Consider the following 18,510-nt stretch of genomic DNA (forward strand, 5'->3'; position numbering starts at 1 on the left):
TGGTGGTGTGCGACTGGTCGGCTGGCTCCGCGGACGGATATCGACACGGGACGGTCAACATTCGACCGGCGTTGACACGGCCGACGGCACCAGGTGCACCTGCTGTCGGCCTACGACACCGGCACCGGCGGGTCCTGACCCGGGGTGCAGACCACGTGAGTCCAACGAAATTCAGAGTTCACCCCGTCGCTGGACCGGGTCGGGCACCTGCTCGGCCGCCTGGCGCGAGGTCGCCGCTCGCGGCGCCTATCTGATGGTGACCGTAGCTCAGGGAAGCGCCTCGAGCACGTTGTGCGGCGTCGGTTGGTGGCTCTTCACAGACCAGGGTGTAGTCGTGGTCTGAAGCCGCCGGTCTCGAGCAGGGACCTGGCGATGTAGTTGGTGATGTTGCGGAATCCGAGCGCGGAGCCGCGGAGGTGTTCGAGCCGTCCGTTGATCGCCTCGGTCGGGCCGTTGGATGTGCCGGGCCGGTCGAAGTAGGCCAGCACGTCGTCGGCACGCTTCTTCAACGTCCGGCCCAGCGTGATGACCTCGCTCAGCACGGCCGGGATGCCTGCGCTGACCGAGTCGATCAGCGCGGTCATCAACACGCGGCCACGAGCTCGGTCGGGCTCTCGGTAGGCCGCGATCATCCGCTGGTAGATCCCCCAGGTCGCCTCGACCTGCACATGGTCATCGACCGCGAACAGCGCCCGCAGACGGCTGCGCTGCTTGTCGGTGAGGAGGTCGGCGCCGGTGTGCAGGGTCCGCCGCGCCGAGTAGAGCGGGTCGCCCTTCATGCCGCGGTGACCGTGGATGGTTTGCTGGACCCTGCGTCGGCACCGGTCGAGCGCGTCGCCGGCCAAGCGGACCACGTGGAAGGGATCCATCACCGCGACCGCGTCAGGGAGCTCTTCGGTGGTGGCGGTCTTGAAGCCGCTGAACCCGTCCATCGCGACGACCTCGACCGCGTCACACCAGGCGTCGGTGCGGGCGACGAGCCAGGTCTTGAACACTTGCTTGGAGCGGCCCTCGACCATGTCGAGGAGCCGTGCTGGGCCCGTCTTGTCGCGGATCGGGGTGAGGTCGATGATGACCGTGACGTACTTGTCACCACGGCTGGTGTGGCGCCAGACGTGCTCATCGACGCCGACGACCCGGACGCCGTCGAACCGTGCCGGGTCGTCGATCAGGACCCGCTTGCCCTCGGCGAGGACTGCGTCGTTGGCGGTGTTCCATGCGACGCCGAGACCTTCGGCGACCCGGGCGACGGTGAGGTGCCCGACCACAATCCCTTCGAGTGCCCACCGCAGCCCGCGCCGTGACAACTTCGACCGGGGCTCGGCCACCTGGGAGGTGTCCTGGCGCCAGACATGCCCGCAGCCACCGCATCGGTAGCGGCGGATCGTGACCAGCAGCGGCGTGGGCCGCCAGCCGAGCGGCTCGTGGGCAAACTGCCTGGTGACCGTGTCCCGGGGGGTCCCTTCGCAGCCGCAGCGGCGGCACCATTGGTCGGGTTCGAGGACCCGGCACGCGAGGACCGCGCGGTCGGGCTCGAGGCGTTGGCCGGTGACGACGAGGCCGAGCTCGTCGTGTCTGCAGAAGGTCGTTAGGTCGGGGTGGGCGAACGCGTGCGAGCGGTCGCCGACGGCAGCGTCGGGCACGTGGCGGTTCTTTCAGGATGAGCGTGTAGGAGCCTTTCCCTCTGGAAACCTCGACATCCATCTGGGACCGCCGCGCCAGCTACACCCTCATCTGGCGAAGACTGCTCTAGCCGCGACTACACCCCAGTCCCTGGGAGTAGGTCATCTGTCGAGGGATCCGCGATCACGGCCGATGGCGGAAGCTGATGCGCATCAGCCGACTGTCAGCCCAGTCTTCGAGCCGAGTCGGCCGGATGGTGCCGGGGTCGTGGGGCTGATTGAGATCCGCGACGATCTCCGCCAGCACGGCCTGACGTTCAGCTGGGTCGGTGACAGGCGTGGCCCGTGCAGGCAGATCTGCGCGGATCCCGTTCTTGAGGTGGAAGGTGAAGTTGGGATTGGCGAGAAGGTTCGCATGCCAGTCGGTCGCGGCACCGCCGGCGCCGCTACACAGGTAGGTGGTGCCCGCGGCTCGGTAGAAGAAGATCTCGATGCGGCGTGGCCGGCCGGTGCGGCGCCCCAGCGTCGTGATGTCGATGATCCGTTCGCTGGTGCCTGCGGCGGGTGTGATCTCGATGGCTCGCCGGATGTGATCGGGCAGGTGCGACAAAGACGCGTCACGTGCGGAGTCGTTCCATCCGGTCGTGTCTGGACTGTTCATGCGGTCTCGGTCTGAAGGGCGGGCCCGAGGAGGAGTCCACCGTCGATGACGTACTCCGACCCCGTGATGAACGACGCGTCTGATGACGTGAGGAACAGGAGAAGCCGGGTGACGTCGGTCGGCTCTCCAAGTCGGGGGATGGCGAACGGCTCGGGTGAGTAGAAGTCGGCGATTGCCGCGGTGGCGCCGGCTGCTGGTTCTTGGATGAAAGGGGTCGCGATCACGCCGGGGTGGATGGTGTTCACGCGGATGTGGTCCCGGCCGAGCTCGAGCGCTGCCGTTCGGGTAAGGCCTCGCACGGCCCACTTGCTGGCGACGTACGGCGCGTAGTGCGCCGTGCCGCCCAGGCCCATCGTCGAGGCGATGTTGACGATGGCTCCCCCTGTTGCGCGGCGCAGAGCGGGGGCGGCGACCTTGATGCCGAGGAAGGTCCCTGTGAGGTTGATGTCGAGGATGCGCGACCACGTGGCCTGGTCCGTGTTCTCAATCGGCGCCGGCGGGTTCTGGACGCCCGCGTTGTTGACGAGCACGTTCAGGGCGCCGAAGGCGCTCTCGGCGGCTAGCACAGCAGCGGACCACGAACTCTCGTCGGTGACGTCGAGGCGGGTGAAGTGAGCGCGGGTCCCGAGCTCGTCGGCGAGAGCGGCGCCGCGTTCGGCGTCGATGTCGCCGATCACCACGTTCGCTCCCTCCGCGTGAAAGGCGCGTACGTGGCTCGATCCCTGGCCACCGGTCCCACCGGTCACGAGCACGGTCTGGTTGTCGAAGCGGTTCATCCGATGTTCCTTCGGTACGTGGGTGACTAACCGGGATCATCGGCGATGAACGGCCAGCCGATGGCGAGCCGAGCGACTCACCACTGCCTTAACACTAGGTCGGCGGCAGTGGCGAGTCAAGCCACTCACCTCGTATGCTCAGTCCATGAGCAGGGTCGTACCGACGTACCACCAGCGCGTCGCCCAGGAAAAGCGCGCGCTGATCGTGACGGCCGCGACCGCACTGTTCCTCGAGTTGGGCTACGACCGGACATCGCTGGCGCGGATCGCAGAGCGCTCGGGTGTCTCGCGGGCCACCTTGTTCAAGCAATTTCCGAGCAAGGCTGCCCTGTTCGACGCCATCGTCACCGAGTCCTGGTCAACCGCTGACGAGGAGGATCCTCCGCCGGCAGGCAACGTCGTTGACGGGCTCAGCGCCATCGGTCGCCGTTACGCCGAGCTGTTGAGCCGGCCCCAGATGACCGACCTGTTCCGAATCGTCATCGCCGAGCTGCCGCGGTTCCCGGAGCTGGCCCATGCGCAGTTCTCACACGGGAAGATGCCCTACTTCGAGTCCGTACGCAGCTACCTCCTGGCTGAGCACGAGACGGGAACGGTGAGGGTCGAGGACGTGGACCTCGCAGCCACCCAGTTCCTGGGCATGATCTCCAACTACGTCTTCTGGCCAACACTCCTAGTGCCGGGCTGGGAGGTGAGCGCCGAACGCGTCGCTCAGGTAGTCGACGAGGCCGTCCGAACCATCGCCGCCCGGTACGCCGCGACTGGACCAGGGGCGTCCACCAACGACTGAGTCCCGCCGCCACCAAAGGAGCTGATGCCTAAGCAATCGAGGCCGTCGGCACCAAGGGCGTTCGCGGGGCATCCCGGGGCGGACACCGAAGGAGGGAGTGTCGATGTGTTGACCCACCTCGATCAGCCTGGCATCAGCACAACCCGACAAGAGGTCTCAACAGCGGGCCCAAACGTGCAAGGCTGCCCTCTCGGAGTGGAAACTCCCAACGACAGCAAGAGGGGTGACCCAAGACCCGCAAGCCCAGCCCCCGCAGCTACACCCTCATCTGTGAAGAGCCCCTTTGATGCCGGCATCCGCTAGTCGGCGACGACCCATTCACATCGACATGAGCGGATGCGACTGCAGTGCAATACGGTGATCCTCGGTGCCGACCGGGTATTTCAGGCGTGATCGAGTACGCCGCTCTGCTGCACGCCTACGGCCTCGCCGTGGGCACCCCCGGCCACCTGGCGGCGCTCGAAATAGAGCGCTGTCGACCGCTGCGCAGAACCGCGGAGCACTCCGCGACGAAAGGGGACGCCGCTTTGTTGGCGGCATGAGCAGATATGCGCCGGCCCAGCGGCGCGGCCCGCACCGGCGCGCACTGGGGTTGTGCCGTCTCTGCCTACGGCGCAGGTTCCAGTACGACGACTGGGATCTGGCGGGTGGTCTTTCGCTCATAGTCGGCGAAGCCCGGATACGCGGCCTTCTGCGCGCTCCAGATCCGTTCCCGCTCGTTCCCGGCGGCAACTCTGGCGACCAACTCGACCTTGTCCGTACCGATCTCCGCTTGGGCCTGCGGGTGAGCGAGCAGGTTGTAGTACCAGTCGGGATTGGTGGGCGCACCGCCCTTGGACGCGAACACGGCGTAGCCGCCGTCCACCTTCTGATACATCATCGGGTTCACGCGAGGCTGGCCGCTCTTGGCGCCGACCGTGTGCAACAGCAGCAGCGGCGCGCCGGCGAATTGACCGCCGACCTGCCCACCGTTGGCGCGAAACTCAACGATGATCTTGTCGTTCCAGTCGCTCATGCCTTCTCCTCGCCTCCGCGAACCGGCTCGTGAAACACGATTCTGACAGTCCCAACCGGTGCGGCACACTGCGAGCACGCACCAACGAGCCCCGGCGGCGACAATAAGAGGCGCTCGGTTCGCGGCTGATGAATACCTCCGCCAAACCGGGCTCGCGGTAGCCGGCGGCGTATGCGGATCCGGTCGGCGGCGCCCCGACGTCTCGAGCGCCGTCGGCGGCGGCATCGGCGGTCGGGCTGGTGTCGCGCTCGATCGCGGACGGATCTATGCCGGCTCGCGCACGCCGCCGGCGTTGCCACCGTCGTCTGGCATCGGTTCGGCCGGGGCTTCGGGCAGTTCGTCCGGCGCGCCAGGCAGAAGGACGCCCGCGTCGTCGGGCACCGGTTCACGCGGGTCGATGGGCGGATACTGCTCGGGGTCGAGATCCGGTCCAGTCATCAGGCGAGTATCCGTCGTCTTCCGGACTGCCGCTCGTCGGGTCCGCGAACCGATACCGTCGTCGACCAAGCGCAACAGCTCGACGACCACCCGGGCGGTGCCGCTCGCGACTTCGTCAGCGACCAATTCACCGCCGTGGCCCGGCTCCTGCGCCGCGCGTCCTACAAGGCCCCAGCCGGCCGCCGCCCTCGCACAGCTCGCCCAAACTGCGGGGTTCATGGCCTTCGACGCCTGCGAGGACGGCCTCGCGCAACGCTGGTACCTCACCGCACTGCGTGCGGCACACGCGGCCTCAGACCCATGCCTCGCCGCGAGCGTCCTAGCTCTCATGTCCAACCAAGCCGCAGACCGCGGCTACGCCCTCGACGCCCTGCAACTGGCCGCAGCGGCACAAAAATCCGCAGCGACAACCCCACCTGCTGTCCGCTCCCTCGTCGCCCCCGCGCAACTGAGCGGCTGGGAAATGCGCGCGGGCGCACGCCAGCGGAAACCAGAACGTCATGGCGTCAATCGGCCGCGTCGTCGTCCTCATTGGGTGGTTCCACCTGTCGGTCCGTGGACGGTGCAAGACGTTGGGTCGTTGATTGGCAGCTGATCATTACCTCCGCCGCCGCTCCCAATCTGCTCTCACTGTAAGTGGCACATACGGCGAAGCCCGTCACCGACTACTTCGGCAACGGGCTTCTGACCTGCAATAACTGAGAGTGGGCGATGCTGGTATCGAACCAACGACCTCTTCGGTGTGAAACAGGACGCCGCACCCACTCTGACCTGCGGCAACGTGGAGCCGCAGGCAGGGGTGGGTGCGGTTGGCGCCGTTCGATGCCGTTGGACGGAGTTCAAGGCCGTTCAGGGCACCCCGCTGCTCCCAACCTGTTCCCCCCAAACCGGGCTGGCACCGGGCCGCCCACCGATCGTGAGCCAGCCCGGCGCCTTGGTTGGCACCAGCGCTGACTCCCGTAGTCGCATCGGTCGAGCGGGGAGCACGCCCACGGTCGCCGCGCCTTGTCAGCGGCATGAGTGCGCGCCTGATCAAGGGGAGGGGCAGGCTCGTACGGTGGTCCAGTTCGGAAGCTCCGCCCTGGGGCGCCAATCAATCGAAGGTCACCGCCGGGACGGCCGCGCCGAGACGTGGCCGCAGCAACGAGTCGTCCTTCTCACCGTACGGTCCCGGCAGTGCACCTGATCGTGACCGTCTGAAGGGCGTCGAGGTCGTGGCGCAGGTCCGCCACGTGCGCCTCGGCCTCGGCAACCAGCGAGTCGGCGACCCGCGCCCAGTCCTGCGCGGACGGCTGCTCGGGGAGCGCCTGAAAGATGTCGGCGATCTCGCGCACCGTGAGTCCGACTCGCTGAGCGCGTCGGGCGAACCGGATGCGGCAGATGGCGTTCTCATCGAACCGGCGCTGGTTTCCGGTGGTTCGGCGCGCTTGGATCAGACCTTGGTCCTCGTAGAAGCGCACCGCGGACGGAGCGACGTGGCTCGCGTGCGCGACGTCCTTGACGGTGAGTGTGAAAGAGGGCGCAGCCTGCGTTGCGGTGGTCATCTTTCCAACATCCCGCACCGCGCTCTTGACTTCAACCGTACTTGAACGCCCAGCATCAGCTGCATGCAGATCCCACGTGGAAGCGGAGCCCCGACAGCCTCGACCGTGCCGGTCGGCGAGATCGCGGACGCGCAGCCCCGCCCACCCGCAGAGCAAACACAGGACGTGCCAGCACGCACCCTCGGCCTGGCAATCGTGGTTGCCAGCGTCCGTCAGGGCCGTCGTGGCGCCGCGGTCGCCTCGTGGTTTTCCAACGAGGCGACGAGGCATGGTCGACTCGACGTCGACCTGATCGACCTCGCGACCGCCTCACTCCCCCTGGTGCTCGCCGATGATCCCCCGGTCGAGCTGGCGGATGTGACGTCGAGACTCGGGTCAGCCGACGCGTTCGTCATCGTCACCCCCGAGTACAACCACAGCTTTCCCGCCTCCATCAAAAGCCTCATCGACTGGCACTTCAGCCAGTGGCGCGCGAAGCCGGTCGGTTTCGTCTCGTACGGCGGGCAATCAGGCGGCCTGCGCGCGGTCGAAGCCCTCCGGCTGGTGCTCGCCGAGATGCATGCCGTCACCATTCGGGACACCGTCAGCTTCCCGATGGTCTGGGAGACCTTCGGAGATGACGGTCGGCCGGTCAACGAGGAAGGACCCGCGGCGGCGGCGCAGGCTCTGCTGGACCAGCTCGCCTGGTGGGCGACGGCGTTGCTCCAAGCTCGCAGCAGATCGCCGTACCCGGCGTCGGCATGACCCCAGACAATCCCAAGGAGCAGTGATGGCCCTCCCGATGCAGGCCGACGCCAGCCAGGTGGCCGCGTACTGGACGCGGCTGGCGTACGAGTCCATCATCCGATTCACCCGCGACGAGCAGACCCGGCGCGGCTTCACTCAGCCGCAGTTCTGGATCCTGCGCCACCTGTCCCGCCACGACCTCGCATCCGATGACGGCGCAGGGATGACCATTCCCCAGCTGCAGCAGGCCATGGCGGAGTACCTCCGCCCCGAGGATGAGCTCGCGAGCGAAGCCCAGGTGCTCCTCGGCCGCGGATGGATCCACGCAGATCATGACGGCCGTCTGCGACTCACCGACGCCGGCGAGGCAGCTCGCCGGCAGATGAAGCAGTCCGCTCCCGAGATCCGATCGCTAATCCATCGAGGCATCGACGACGCCGACTACATCGCGGCACTCAGAGTGCTGCACAAACTCATCGCTAACACCACGCCGGTGCCGAAGCCCGGACCGTAGATCGCCGGACAGGCATATGCCCCGCTGCACCGAGAATTGATCATTGTCCAGCACCGGTGAACTACCTGCCCTACGCTCCGCCGGGCACCATATCGCTCCTCGGACCACTCAGGAACAGGTGTCCGCTCATCCGCTACTTGTTTCATTGACCTGCGACCGTGGCCCGGCCAGGCTTCGGTCGAGGCGCCCGGGCTGTCGCTCTCACATCGGCTGCCCACGCTGGTCGTGTGGCTCTCATTTGGCCTGCGCGGCCCGGGCGTCGCCCCAGGGCGGGGAGAGGCTCAAGAGGGGTTTGCTCGGCTCGAAGTAGCGTTGCCCTCCCGGCTCGACAACCCAGGTGGATCGAGCATCGCAGGACGCGGTGAGTGGCATGTCAGTTCATGTGGTCATCGGGATGGACCCGCACAAACGCTCCGCCACGATCGAGGTCATGGCCGGCGATGAGACCATCGGCGGCGGCGGCCGGTTCCACACCGACCGCAACGGCTACACGGCGATGAAAAAGTACGCCAGGCAGTGGCCGAACCGGGTCTGGGCGATCGAGGGCTGCCAGGGCATCAGCCGGCACATCGCCAACCGGCTACTGGCCGACGGCGAACAGGTCCTCGACGTCCCGCCGAAGCTGTCCGCCAGGGCGCGGGTGTTCGCCACCGGACAGGGCCGCAAGACTGATGCCACCGACGCCCACTCCATCGCGCTGGTCGGCACCCGCATGGCCGGCCTGCGTCCGGTGGTCAATGACGAGCAGCTCGCGCTGTTGCGGATCCTGGTCGACCGTCGCCGCTCTCTTGGTGAGGACCACACCCGGATGGTGTCCCAGCTGCACCAACTGCTTCTCGAGCTCATCCCGGGTGAAGCGAAGAAGAGTTTGTCCGCCGCTCAGGCCAAGGCACTGCTGGCCACGGTTCGGCCCCGCGGCACGGTCGGCAAGACCCGACGCCGGGTTGCCGCGGAGCTGATCAGCGACCTCGAACGCGTCTACCGGCGTTCCAAGGAAGCCGACAAGGAACTGAAAGAACTCGTCGCTTCCACCGGCACCACGCTGATGGGCCTGCACGGCATCGGGCCCTCCGGCGCCGCCCGGCTGCTGGTCGAAGTCGGTGGCATCACCCGATTCCCGAACCGGGCTCACTTCGCCTCCTGGAACGGCGCCGCCCCCATCGACGCATCCTCCGGCGAACAGATACGACACCGCCTCTCCCGAGCCGGGAACCGGCAGATCAACCGGGCGCTGCACATCATGGCCACCGTCCAGCTCCGCAACCCCACCGAAGGCCGCGCCTACTACGACCGCAAGAAAGCCGCCGGCAAGACATCGATGGAAGCGATGCGAGCGCTGAAACGACGCCTGTCCGACATCGTCTACCGACAAATGAGCGACGACGCCACGACGGCCACGGCGACGGGCCCGGGAGGACAACGGGACACGACTACTGACTCCAGCGTGACCAGCTCACATCCCCATGCCGGCTCTTCGGAGAAGTCACTTCCCGGACCCGCCGCACCCCAGCCTAGAACAACCCTCGCCGCGGCCTCTTGACACAGAGGGGAGCCAGATCCGAACGCCGAGCCGCGTGTCGCTGGGTGGCCGCCCGTTCCGCAACGTCACTAATCGGAACGTCGACCGGTCCTACAGGCGGCACGAACAGCCGATCAGCGGTAGACCGGCTAATCCGATGCTGCTCCGTACGCCAGTCGTACCGGAATTTGCACCGGGGCCAGTACGCCGAACCCAGCGCCGGCTCGACTCAGGCCCGCCGATCGACGACGTGGGCAACGCGGTCGGCCAAGGTACTGGGTCGACCGACCGCGTTGCCCGCGTCTACACCCCTTCCCCGATGCCCAGTTGCACCTGGATCTCCTGGGCGCGTTCGGCCGCCGCGCTGGCGCCGTAGTGCCGGGGCATGTCCTCCGAGGTCCAACCCAACAACAGCATCAGGTCACCCGTGTTCCCGCCGGCACGCTTCCACTCGTGGGCGAAGTTGTGCCGCCAGCGGTGGGCGTGCACGTTCGCCACGCCAGCGGCGAGACCCAACCGCTTCAGACGAATCTTGATGCCGTTGGCCGCCAACCTCCGGCCGCCACGGTCGGCGAGCCACAGATCCGGCAGTTCCGATCCTTTGTGCTTGCCTCGCGCGCGGAGGTAGCGGCTGATGGCGCGCGCCGTCTTTGGCCCGAACCGCACCCGGCGGTCCTTGGCACCCTTGCCGTGGTAGTGCACCGACTCCGTGTTCAGGTCGACATCATCGAGCAGCAGGTTCCCGACCTCCGACAGCCGCGCTCCGGTGTTGTAGTACAGGCGAATGATCGCCTCGTCGCGCAGGTGCGGAAACGTCTTGCCCTTGCAGGCGTCCAGGAGCTTCTTCGTGTCCTCGTCCCGCATGATCGGGATCAGCTTCTGGGGCGTCTTGGGCTGCCGAACCCGATCCATCGGAGAACGGTCGATCTCCTCCTCGACCAGCAACCACTTGAAGAACTGCTGCAGACCCTTGTGCTTGTTCAAAGCGGTCGACGCCGACCGAGTCTCGATCATCCACGCCTGAAACGCCTCCACATGCCCCCGGGTCACCTCGGTGGGATCCTCCGCGGCGTCCGCGGCCTCGGGGTCGGGGTCGGGCGAATGCTCGGCCAGGTAGCGGGCCAACTGCGCGGCGGCGAGGAGGTAGTTGTACCGCGTCGTTTCCGGGTAGTTGCCCGCCCGCAGGGTCCGGTCCCAGTCGCGCAGGTACCCCGCCCAGGTTGGGGACAGGTCGGCGGTGAGCTTGTTCGGGTCCAGTAGAGCCATGTCGGTCACCCGTCGAGTCAAGGGGTCGATAAGCGGCGTGCTCGACCTCGACGAACCACCATGAACACGAAAAAGAGGGTTTCCACAGGCTCTGACCTGTGGAAACCCTCTCGCTGTCGGGACGGCCGGATTCGAACCGACGACCCCTTGTTACCGACAGTAATCGAACCAAGTTTGTCATTTCTTGCCGAAAGTGGTCACTGAGCTGCGGAGACACGGCCAGGCACTCATCGCTACTTGTCACCCTTCGTCAACGATGGGGCGGGGTTTTCGGGGGGTAAACGGGGATCACAGCACCCCGCCAGGTCATCGTCCCCGCTGGCCCTGCCACCGCGTCGCCCCTGCCTCACGGCATGGGCGCTGACCGAATTTGTGGTAGCCCTTCCTCGCGCAGCGCAACCGTCAGCGGGACCTCAGGCTTTCGATGCTGTCCGGCAACGACCGGCGCACAGGGCACTCGCACGACGGATGCAACGATCCCGCACATCGGGCAAGAGCAGCGTTCAGCTGATGAACTCCGTCAGCGGCGATCGGCCACGACCAGTCCATGTCCCACGGCTCCTCCCCCGCTTGGTGGAAACAGTCATGATCGAAGTACACGAGAAGCTCGGCCTCACACAATGGACAAGCGGACAGGCTGGTCAGCGGTAGGTGACCTGGCGCCCGGGAGTACCGTGCGGGACGCCCAACTGCCGATACGGCAATGGGGCGCTGGTCCCAGCGGCTTCGCTGGCCTTGCTGCCGTCAGCACCGATGAGCAACGGGCCCGGTACAGCGATGTGGGCTCGCCTAGCCCTCACGCCTCCTCGTGTAGTAGTAAGGGCCTATGTCCGGAGCGATTACATTGACCTTCATTCGAAACAAGTGGATCGAAGACTTGGTCGAGGGGGTTCTTAGGCAGCTGTGGCCGGCTGCGGCCGACCGCCTGGAGTTCACGGCACCAGCGCAGACAGCCATGTGGCGGGCGTTGACGCTAACGCATATCGCATGCGGTGACCTTATGGCCCGCCCTGTGCCGGATATCGGCCGCTCCCTGCTCTCCTGCGGCTTACTGACCCGGAACAACTCTCCAGACCATATAACGGAGTTACTCGTGGGTCGCGTCGTGCACAAGGTGCGGTCCGCGGGCGTGCCCGGGCCGCGCTGGTGGGACGCGCAGGGACTACACGCACTCCTGCTTGAGCTGTGGACCGCACAGCGCGCCGCGACATTGCCTCCGGAAGTCGTGACTGCCGAGTTGGGGCGGTACTGGGACATCACCACTCCGGCGACGCAGCGCCGGTTGATGAAGGTAGCCGCCGATCCTTACGCGTCTCTGCCCGCGCCGCTAGCCGAGTGGTCGGTGACTGGGAGAGCGGTACGGGTATTAGAGGATGCCACAGCTTTCGGTGGCGAAATGATGAAGCCGTCGGAACACGAAGAGGCTCGACACCCGCTCCGGTCTGACTTGAGAATTTTATCCAAGATGGCGCGACAGTATCGCCTGCTGAAGGCAGTGCTGCGCGACCTCGAGGGCGGCGCGAATTCGGATAAACAGATGCTCGCCGCCGACCTGTCGACGGACCTGGACCATTGGGCTCTGGGGTTCACGACATGCCTGAAGGGCCTGACCTCATACGAGGCTGATCTCATGGCAGGCCGTCCAACCGACGAAGATTACCGCGACCGCTGCATGAACGCGACGTCCGGCATTCACGTCTACGACTATTTGACCCCAGACGCGCTTCCGGCCAGCGGTGAAATGGCAAGGCAACCTGCTCCGGCCTGGATGCAGGATCGGATACTCATCGGCGGCGCTCGCATGTGGCATGGTCGCACGGGCTCGATGCCACTGTGGCTGGCAACAGCGGAGACCGCAGAGCACGAGCGGCTACTGGGGCCTTTGCTCCGCGGCGAGGTGCAAATAGCACGGTGGACCGATGGCACCTTCCAACACGTTGACTTGCAGCTCGACTTCGATGACGGCCCACCCTTGTCGATACCTTTCGTCTACAACGTCGCCTACATCACCGAGGCGTGGCAGCTGTTGCATCTTGCGGCTGTCGGCGTGGTCCGTCTGTCGCTTTTGCGGCTCACGGACGAGGGACGTCTGTTGCTGATCGACACGATCGCGTTGCCGCTACCTACCGAGCTTTGTGAGGACTTGACAGCGGCCGCCATCACAGGGCTTCGCGAGTTGGTCGACGACGACATCCAGCGTCTCCGTCTGGCATTCATACCGACCGCTGAGGAGGGGGCATTGGGCACATTCGACGCGTGCGAGCGCGCCAAGGGCGAGGAGTTGCTGGACGAGGTCACACTCTCCCCGCCCGCCGATGTACCGGACGATAGATGGCAGGCTTTCCAACAAGCGAGCCGGTCCGTTGCACGACGCCGCGCGGCCCTCATCCGGGCGGATGTCCCTCGGCGATCTTCAACCGACGACCCCGTGTTGGCGGAGTTGATCGAGCGACGGGTGCGGATGCGAGAAGGAGCCCGTTCACGGATTCCGGTGACATCGCCCGAGCCGACGCCCCAGATGAAGGCGGCGTCTCTACCCGAGAACACCGCGTTCCTGCACCTGTATGTGCGATCCGGCTTCCTGGGCGCGGTCTGGCTCGCCCGCACCGACAAGGGCGCCGCGCTGGAACAACTTGACCTAAGCAACGTATCGGTTGCGAACGTTGATGAAGTGGTCCGGCGCTGCCAAGCGGCGGAGGCAGCTGGCCTGTTCGCCGTGCGATTGGCGCTCTTAGAAGTTCTTCACGGGCTGCTCGCCGACATTGCTGAGCCGATTGTCGAGGCGCTCCGGCCGCTGGGCGTGCGCCGACTCGTGCTCAGTCCCGTCGCCCCGTTCGACCTGACACCCCTACACGTCGCGCCCGTTCGGCCGGAGGCGGGTGCGCCGACGCTTATGGACGTGTTCGACCACGTGTCGTATGCGCCGTCGATGCGCATCCTTGAAGCGGCCAGTGTTCGGACCGCGATCGGGAACAAGCCTCCGCTGCTGGTCGGGGTCGCCGAGGCACCTGAGGGCGTGTCGTTGCCGGGAGTCAAGGCCGAGATCGCGGTGCTCCGCGCCCTTCACCCGGCTGCCGTCACGCTTGAAGGGACGGATGCAACTCCGTCGGGCGTGCTAGCGGCCGCTCGCGGGGCGAACCGTATACATGCCGCTTGTCATGGACGTACGAGCGAGGATCGTTGGGCCAACGGGATAGTCCTTTCCGGTAGATCGGGCGGCAGTGACTGTCTCACCGTCGCCGATGTCCTCGCCGACGCCGACTTCAGCGGCGTTGACGTCGCCGTGCTCATGGCCTGTCACACCGGAGCGCACCGGCGGGTTATGTCCGTGGTGCAGACGCCGCGCGGGTTTGACGCTGCCTGCTTCGCGCGTGGAGCTCGGATCGTGGTGTCGACGCTGTGGGAGGTCAGTGACGTCACGGCCATGACGTTCTCTGTCATGTTTCACGCGGGGCTAGACATGCTCGACCCCGCCGAGGCCTATCGCAGAGCGGTCGGGTTCCTGCGCCATGGCGGGATCGCCGAGGATCCGGCGATGGCAGGTGCGGCCATCCTGCTGCGCCGACAGCTTCCTGGGTGGGATGCCGCGATTGACACCGAACGACAGTATGGAGTGTGGGCATGGGGCGCCTTCAAGGTCACCGGCTTACCACGGCCGGTGTAGCCTCCGAGTGCCATACTTGCGTCCGTGAAAGAGCCGGAGGAGAAGGCAGCGGAGCGCTTCGACGTGCGGATCACCGACGCCGGAGTCGAAGTCTACGACGGCGAACGTTGGGTCCCCTACCGCAGGGTCGTCGCGGACGATCCGGGGCCTCTCATCCGTGACGGGTCTCAACAGCGTGAAACGCGATGACCGTACCCATTGACGCACCGGTATCGCCCCTGAGCGGCGCTGGGCTGCCATCACCGATAGACGCCGTGGCTGACATGCGCGCGGCCGCCAAATGGACCATCGCCGCCTTCGCGGTAGTTGGCGCGTTCATCCTCGGCGGCGTGCCCGTAGCGGTGATTGGCAAGCTGCAAGACAGAGGTGACGCGGTTGCGGTGGCGGCAGGCATCATGACCGCGTTACTGGGGGTGAGCTGGGCCGTCTGGCATACTACTGAAGCACTCACTCCGCCGATTACGACCATTGCAAGCCTCCGGGACCCCCGCCTTAAGCGGATGCTGGGGATAATCGAAAGCGACCCAGCCGCCTTTTTCGGCGGCTTTGGGACGGACGAAAAGTCGCTGCGGGAGTCCCTGGTCATGCACGCCACGATGGTCAGCGCCCTGAGCCTCAGACTCGCCAAGGAGTGCTCCGAGGAGCAACGCAGGGTGTGGGCCTTGGCGCTCGATGACGCTCGGGCCAACCTCGCAGGTGCGCAGTATGCTCAGCAACGACTGCTGGCCATAATCTACACCTGGCAGGTACGGGAGGCGCTGCGACGAGCTCGGCTACAGACCCTGACGGGGGTCGCGCTCTCTGCAGTCGGCGCATTGGTGTTTCTCAGTGCCGTCGTGCGCTAACCTCCGCAACCCTGCACCGCTGTGCTCATCGGCTGTTGACGGCTGCAGCCTGGCTGTCACACTTCGCTCGAAGATCGGCGTCTATCAATGCCCTCAGTAGGCGGCACGTAACTCGTCGATTCCGCCCGGCCGCACGCCAGGACCACCGCCAGGGGACCCGTGAACCGACCAGTCTGGGAGCACCTCGACCCGCTCGCGTTCAGCGACGGCGTGTTCTACGTGCCGGCCGCGGTCGAGTTGCAGCCGCGCATTGCGCTCTGGGGTCATCCTGACCAACCCGATCTGCGCGAGCGGATCGCCAACGACCGCCCCCACGGCATCGGCGGCGAGAAGCTGCTCTGCCTGCTCTGCATGCGCTACCAGGCCCAAAAAGGGGCTCCCCCGCGCACCGGTGTGGCTGACCTTCGTCGAAGGGCGGCACGGCCCAATGTTCCGACACGAAGATGGCTGCTCCCCGCACCCGGACACCAGCCCGAGACCGACACCCACAAGGCGCTCAAAGAGCGCAAGGCCCGCACGTGGGAATCCGTTGGCGGCACAGTAGAGGTCGAGGTGTGGCGGCCACGCGCCCGCCGCCGACCAGACGTTCTGGCCATCGGTCCGCTCCTGACCGTGGCCGGGGAAATCCAGCACTCTAAGGAAACTCCTCGGACCATCCAGGCCCGGCAACGAGCGCTCCGCAAGGCCGGAGACCGGGTGGTGTGGACCACCGACCGCGGCGCCGACGACATCGCGTTCCTGCACTCGGTGCCACACCTGTCCGTACCGGCCCTCGATGACCACCGCAGGTACCTATCCGAGACCCGGCTGGAAATCGGCGCGGGCGCCATCACGTTCGAGACGCAACGGTGCGGCTGGACGGACCTATGGACCGGCACCACCCGGTGCCCCGTTACTCGCAAAGTCATGCCATGCGGCCGCCTACACCTATACCCAACGCTCAACACACGCAGCTACAGCCGGCAGAAGGCCGCAACAACCGCCATGTTCCCCTGCGGTCCACGCCCCCACCTGGACCACCTACTCGAGGGCATCCTGCACGGGACGTGGCTGCCCTACCGGCACCGCGACCGCGTCAGCTGGATCCCCGCCGACGCACACACCACGGTCACCACCGAACGCGGCGGAACCCTCGACCTGGCCGAAACCGCAAGCGACGCGCGCCGCGACGAGACAGCCGAACGTGCCTGCGAACGGCGATACGGCCCGAGCGTCGCGCAGGCCGAAGCGCCCGAGGCGGAAAGCCTGCCCTTGTGCTGCGGTAAGAAGCCACCCGGACGAGCCGGTCAGCCTCTGGTTCTCGCCTGCCAACTCTGCAGCAACTCTCCCACCTACTGGCGCCGAGACGAGATCGACGTGACACGGTCTAGCGCCCACCTGTGATGGGTCGCCAGAACCCAGAGGGTCTGAGAGATGTGTTCTGAATTGTGTGCCCGCACTCCTGCAGGCCTTTCAATCGCTAGCGCCTTGCCCTTGGGTGAGGAGTAAGTCAAACCCGTACACGGCGTGCGCGCCGGCGCAGTAGACGGCACGGCTGCCTGTCGTTAGGGGGAAGACTGGAGGCGTCCCCCCTATTCGGGTTGTCGCGAGATGTCCGCCATCTCGTGTGTCGCAGATCCGGATCGTTCCGTCGCGTCCGGCGCTGGCGAGCCAGGATCCGTCCGGTGCCTTCATCAGGGCCATCACGGGGGACCTATGGCCGGTGAGGGTCTGCCGGAGCGTACCCGTGGTCGGATCCCAGATCCGCACCGTCGTGTCGTATGAGCTGCTGGCCAGCCAAGACCCGTCCGGTGCCGTCACCAAGGCCGAGACGCCCTCGGTGTGCTCGGTGAGGATGTGGCGAACAGTGCCGGTGGTCGGGTCCCAGATCCGCACCGTGCCGTCGTCAGCGCCGCTGGCCAGCCACGACCCGTCCGGCGCTGCCACCAACGCCCCTACCTGGCTCGGACCGTCCGTGAGAATTCGGCGCAGGACTCCGGTGACGGGATCCCAGATCCGCACCGTGTCGTCAAATCCGTCGCTGGCCAGCCAAGATCCGTCCGCTGATGTCACCAGCGCCAACACGGCGTTGGTATGACCGGCGAGGGTGTGGCGGAGAGTGCCGGTGATGGGGTCCCAGATCCGCACCGTGCCATCGTGAGCGCCACTCGCCAGCCACGACCCGTCCGGCGCTGCCACCAACGCCCATACCTGGCTCGGACCGTCCATGAGAATTCGGCGAAGGACCCCGCTAACAGGATTCCAGATCCGCACCGTGCCATCGTGAGCGCCACTCGCCAGCCACGACCCGTCCGGCGCCGCCACCAACGCCCCCACCCAGCCGGTGTGGTCGGTGAAGGTGTGCCGCACAGCGCCGGCGATAGGGTCCCAGATCCGCACCGTCCGGTCGTACGAGCTGCTCGCCAGCCAGGTGCAGTCCGGCGCCAACACCAACGCCATCACCGACCTGGTGTGGCCGTCCACAAGTCGTCCGGGGGCACTATTAATCGTTGGGTCCCATACGCGTACCGTCGCATCGAAACCGGTGCTGGCCAACCAGGATCCGTCTGGTGCAGCAGTCAGCGCTGATACGCGTCCGTTGTGACCAGTAAGGTTTTGCTTGAGGCCGCCGGTGACCAGGTCCCAGATCCGCACCGAGTGACCGCGCCCCGCGCTTGCCAACCAAGAGCCATCTGGTGCCACAGCCAAGACCAGCACGGCGCTGCTGTGGCCGGCGAGGGCATGGCGGAGAGTGCCGGTGGGCAGATCCCAGACCCGTGCCGAGCCATCGTGGCCGCCGCTGGCGAGCCATGAGCCGTCTGGCGCAACTGCCAACGCCAACACCGGACTGTCTTGGCCGGCGAAAGTATGGAGGAGAGTGCCGCTGGTGGGGTCCCAGACCCGTATCGAGCCATCGAGTCCGCCACTGGCCAGCCAGGACCCGTCCGGCGCCACCGCCAACGCCAGCAGCCAGCCGGTGTGGCCGGTGAGAATGTTTCGGCGGGTGCCGGTCGTCGGGTCCCAGATATGCAGCGTGCCTTCGGGTCCGCCGCTGGCTAGTGCTGTGACCGGAAACGTTGGCCGGGTTGGGTGACACGCCGGTCGACGTTCCCGGTTGGGCGTTGGACGGGCTTCAGGCTGTCGGGATGGC

16 protein-coding genes are annotated in these 18,510 nt (G+C 66.5%); 8 read left to right on the top strand and 8 right to left on the bottom strand.

Annotated elements, in window-relative coordinates; all coding sequences use genetic code 11:
- Nucleotides 1–314: 314 nt before the first annotated feature.
- The 3 genes from ABZU25_RS07255 to ABZU25_RS07265 form a co-directional block, all read right to left on the bottom strand.
- Nucleotides 315–1,643 (bottom strand): ISL3 family transposase, encoded by a 1,329-nt coding sequence (locus ABZU25_RS07255; protein ID WP_355028447.1) that lies wholly within the window; start codon nt 1,641–1,643, stop codon nt 315–317.
- A gap of 163 nt (nt 1,644–1,806) precedes the next feature.
- Nucleotides 1,807–2,283, bottom strand: coding sequence for a nitroreductase/quinone reductase family protein (locus tag ABZU25_RS07260; protein ID WP_355028448.1), 477 nt, complete (start codon nt 2,281–2,283; stop codon nt 1,807–1,809).
- On the bottom strand, nt 2,280–3,059 hold the full coding sequence (locus ABZU25_RS07265; protein WP_355028449.1) for a glucose 1-dehydrogenase: 780 nt from the start codon (nt 3,057–3,059) through the stop codon (nt 2,280–2,282). The genes ABZU25_RS07260 and ABZU25_RS07265 overlap by 4 nt, the downstream gene beginning before the upstream one ends.
- A gap of 145 nt (nt 3,060–3,204) precedes the next feature.
- Between ABZU25_RS07265 and ABZU25_RS07270 the strand changes: the two genes are divergently transcribed.
- Nucleotides 3,205–3,849, top strand: a complete 645-nt coding sequence (locus tag ABZU25_RS07270; protein WP_355028450.1) for a TetR/AcrR family transcriptional regulator — start codon at nt 3,205–3,207, stop codon at nt 3,847–3,849.
- Between the two features lie 607 nt (nt 3,850–4,456).
- On the opposite strand, the gene ABZU25_RS07275 is transcribed toward ABZU25_RS07270, so the two are convergent.
- From ABZU25_RS07275 to ABZU25_RS07285, 3 genes are all read right to left on the bottom strand, one after another.
- The gene (locus ABZU25_RS07275) at nt 4,457–4,864 is read right to left on the bottom strand and encodes a nitroreductase family deazaflavin-dependent oxidoreductase (protein ID WP_355028451.1); all 408 of its coding nucleotides are present in this window, start codon (nt 4,862–4,864) and stop codon (nt 4,457–4,459) included.
- Between the two features lie 264 nt (nt 4,865–5,128).
- Nucleotides 5,129–5,302 carry a hypothetical protein gene (locus ABZU25_RS07280; protein WP_167457586.1) on the bottom strand — a complete coding sequence of 58 codons (174 nt, stop codon included), beginning with the start codon at nt 5,300–5,302 and terminating at the stop codon, nt 5,129–5,131.
- A gap of 1,157 nt (nt 5,303–6,459) precedes the next feature.
- Nucleotides 6,460–6,846 carry a MerR family transcriptional regulator gene (locus ABZU25_RS07285; protein WP_355028452.1) on the bottom strand — a complete coding sequence of 129 codons (387 nt, stop codon included), beginning with the start codon at nt 6,844–6,846 and terminating at the stop codon, nt 6,460–6,462.
- Between the two features lie 63 nt (nt 6,847–6,909).
- Here ABZU25_RS07285 and ABZU25_RS07290 point away from each other — a divergent pair, with 63 nt between their 5' ends.
- From ABZU25_RS07290 to ABZU25_RS07300, 3 genes are all read left to right on the top strand, one after another.
- The gene (locus tag ABZU25_RS07290) at nt 6,910–7,590 is read left to right on the top strand and encodes an NAD(P)H-dependent oxidoreductase (protein WP_355028453.1); all 681 of its coding nucleotides are present in this window, start codon (nt 6,910–6,912) and stop codon (nt 7,588–7,590) included.
- Between the two features lie 25 nt (nt 7,591–7,615).
- On the top strand, nt 7,616–8,086 hold the full coding sequence (locus ABZU25_RS07295; protein WP_355028454.1) for a MarR family winged helix-turn-helix transcriptional regulator: 471 nt from the start codon (nt 7,616–7,618) through the stop codon (nt 8,084–8,086).
- A 370-nt stretch (nt 8,087–8,456) separates the two neighbouring features.
- The gene (locus ABZU25_RS07300) at nt 8,457–9,626 is read left to right on the top strand and encodes an IS110 family transposase (RefSeq protein WP_355028455.1); all 1,170 of its coding nucleotides are present in this window, start codon (nt 8,457–8,459) and stop codon (nt 9,624–9,626) included.
- A 282-nt stretch (nt 9,627–9,908) separates the two neighbouring features.
- Here the strand turns inward: ABZU25_RS07300 and ABZU25_RS07305 are convergent, their stop codons facing one another.
- Nucleotides 9,909–10,871: a tyrosine-type recombinase/integrase gene (locus ABZU25_RS07305; protein ID WP_355028464.1), complete on the bottom strand. Its 963-nt coding sequence runs from the start codon at nt 10,869–10,871 to the stop codon at nt 9,909–9,911.
- Nucleotides 10,872–11,697: 826 nt separating this feature from the next.
- Between ABZU25_RS07305 and ABZU25_RS07310 the strand changes: the two genes are divergently transcribed.
- From ABZU25_RS07310 to ABZU25_RS07325, 4 genes are all read left to right on the top strand, one after another.
- Nucleotides 11,698–14,535: a CHAT domain-containing protein gene (locus ABZU25_RS07310; RefSeq protein ID WP_355028456.1), complete on the top strand. Its 2,838-nt coding sequence runs from the start codon at nt 11,698–11,700 to the stop codon at nt 14,533–14,535.
- A gap of 24 nt (nt 14,536–14,559) precedes the next feature.
- Complete coding sequence (locus ABZU25_RS07315) at nt 14,560–14,724, top strand: hypothetical protein (protein ID WP_355028457.1); 165 nt, start codon at nt 14,560–14,562, stop codon at nt 14,722–14,724.
- A complete protein-coding gene (locus ABZU25_RS07320) occupies nt 14,721–15,380 on the top strand; it encodes a hypothetical protein (protein ID WP_355028458.1) in 660 nt (219 codons plus the stop codon). The genes ABZU25_RS07315 and ABZU25_RS07320 overlap by 4 nt, the downstream gene beginning before the upstream one ends.
- A 159-nt stretch (nt 15,381–15,539) precedes the next feature.
- Entirely contained in the window at nt 15,540–16,763 is a 1,224-nt protein-coding gene (locus ABZU25_RS07325; protein WP_355028459.1) for a hypothetical protein, read from the top strand.
- Between the two features lie 69 nt (nt 16,764–16,832).
- Here ABZU25_RS07325 and ABZU25_RS07330 read toward each other — a convergent pair.
- Nucleotides 16,833–18,510 (bottom strand): WD40 repeat domain-containing protein (locus ABZU25_RS07330; RefSeq protein WP_355028460.1); only part of this gene is annotated, 1,678 nt, incomplete at its 5' end.

Source organism: Micromonospora sp. NPDC005215 (genome assembly GCF_040607915.1).
Lineage (GTDB): Bacteria > Actinomycetota > Actinomycetes > Mycobacteriales > Micromonosporaceae > Micromonospora.

Excerpts from the sequence above, each read along its gene's own strand:
- ABZU25_RS07275 (WP_355028451.1), bottom strand. The coding sequence starts at position 4,864 with ATGAGCGACTGGAACGACAAGATCATCGTTGAGTTTCGCGCCAACGGT.
- ABZU25_RS07265 (WP_355028449.1), bottom strand. The coding sequence starts at position 3,059 with ATGAACCGCTTCGACAACCAGACCGTGCTCGTGACCGGTGGGACCGGT.
- ABZU25_RS07295 (WP_355028454.1), top strand. The coding sequence starts at position 7,616 with ATGGCCCTCCCGATGCAGGCCGACGCCAGCCAGGTGGCCGCGTACTGG.
- ABZU25_RS07290 (WP_355028453.1), top strand. The coding sequence starts at position 6,910 with ATGCAGATCCCACGTGGAAGCGGAGCCCCGACAGCCTCGACCGTGCCG.
- ABZU25_RS07310 (WP_355028456.1), top strand. The coding sequence starts at position 11,698 with ATGTCCGGAGCGATTACATTGACCTTCATTCGAAACAAGTGGATCGAA.
- ABZU25_RS07320 (WP_355028458.1), top strand. The coding sequence starts at position 14,721 with ATGACCGTACCCATTGACGCACCGGTATCGCCCCTGAGCGGCGCTGGG.
- ABZU25_RS07300 (WP_355028455.1), top strand. The coding sequence starts at position 8,457 with ATGTCAGTTCATGTGGTCATCGGGATGGACCCGCACAAACGCTCCGCC.
- ABZU25_RS07270 (WP_355028450.1), top strand. The coding sequence starts at position 3,205 with ATGAGCAGGGTCGTACCGACGTACCACCAGCGCGTCGCCCAGGAAAAG.
- ABZU25_RS07280 (WP_167457586.1), bottom strand. The coding sequence starts at position 5,302 with ATGACTGGACCGGATCTCGACCCCGAGCAGTATCCGCCCATCGACCCG.
- ABZU25_RS07285 (WP_355028452.1), bottom strand. The coding sequence starts at position 6,846 with ATGACCACCGCAACGCAGGCTGCGCCCTCTTTCACACTCACCGTCAAG.
- ABZU25_RS07305 (WP_355028464.1), bottom strand. The coding sequence starts at position 10,871 with ATGGCTCTACTGGACCCGAACAAGCTCACCGCCGACCTGTCCCCAACC.
- ABZU25_RS07260 (WP_355028448.1), bottom strand. The coding sequence starts at position 2,283 with ATGAACAGTCCAGACACGACCGGATGGAACGACTCCGCACGTGACGCG.